Consider the following 1,242-nt stretch of genomic DNA (forward strand, 5'->3'; position numbering starts at 1 on the left):
CAACCAGGTCTGCGTGCCCGACGCCACCCTGCTGCCGTCCGGCGTCGAGCGGATCCACCCCCTCGGCTCCGGCGACCACGTGCCGGAGCGGCTGAGGTACACGGCCGTCGAACGCAGCCGGGACGGCAACACCTACGTCTACGACATCGCCGTACGGGACGAGGACGGTACCGTCGTCGAGCGCTGGGAGGGCCTGACCCTGCACGCCGTGCGCCGGACCGACGGGGCGGGACCCTGGGTGGCGCCGCTGCTCGGCCCGTACCTGGAGCGCACGCTCGAGGACGTCCTGGACGCCCGGATCGCGGTCGCCGTCGAACCGCACGGCGGACAGCCCGCCGGCTCGGTGACCCAGCGCCGCGGTTTCACCACGGACGCGGCGGCCCGCGCCCTGGGCACCCCGGTGACGGTCAGCCACCGGCCCGACGGACGCCCCGAACTCCCGGCGGACCGGCACCTGTCGATGTCCGCGGCACACGGGCTCGGGGTGACGCTCAGCGCCGTCTCCGCCTCGGAGGTGGCCTGCGACATCGAAGCGGTCAGCATGCGCTCGGAGGCCGAGTGGCAGGGGCTGCTCGGCGAGCACGCCCCGGTGGCGCGGCTGGTCGCCAAGGAGACCGGTGAGGCGCCCGACACCGCCGCCACGCGGGTGTGGAGCGCCGTCGAGTGCCTCCAGAAGGCCGGGATCATGGCGGGGGCGCCGCTGACCGTGCTGCCCGGACGCAAGGAGGCGTGGGTGGAGTTCGCCGTCGGCGGCATCCGCATCGCCACCTTCGTCACCGCGCTGCGCGACGCCCTGGAGCCCGCGGTCTTCGCCTTCCTCGTGCACGACACGGACCGAACCGAAGGGCGGCCCTAGACCATGGCGGAAGACTATTTCGAGTACCGGCACACCGTCGGCTTCGAGGAGACCAACCTCGTCGGCAACGTCTACTACGTCAACTACCTTCGCTGGCAGGGGCGTTGCCGGGAGATGTTCCTCCAGGACAAGGCCCCGGAGATCCTGGCGGACCTGCAGGACGACCTCAAGCTGTTCACGCTGAAGGTGGACTGCGAGTTCTTCGCCGAGATCACCGCGTTCGACGAGCTGTCCATCCGGATGCGCCTGTCCGAACTGGGCCAGACGCAGCTCGAGTTCAGCTTCGACTACATCAAGGTCACCGGCGGCGCCGAGGTCCTGGTGGCCCGCGGCCGCCAGCGCATCGCCTGCATGCGCGGTCCGAACACCAACACGGTGCCCTCCCT

General features: G+C 71.3%; 2 protein-coding genes. Both read left to right on the plus strand.

All coding sequences use genetic code 11. From position 1 onward, the window contains the following. Positions 1 to 856, plus strand: an 856-nt coding sequence (locus B7767_RS39100) for a polyketide synthase dehydratase domain-containing protein (protein ID WP_179167487.1), incomplete at its 5' end; no start/stop codon positions are given. 3 nt (positions 857 to 859) lie between these two features. After that, positions 860 to 1,242: thioesterase family protein (locus tag B7767_RS39105; protein ID WP_085576093.1), on the plus strand; the 383-nt coding region annotated here is incomplete at its 3' end.

The organism is Streptomyces sp. 13-12-16 (assembly GCF_002114215.1).
In the GTDB taxonomy this organism is placed as follows: Bacteria; Actinomycetota; Actinomycetes; order Streptomycetales; family Streptomycetaceae; genus Streptomyces.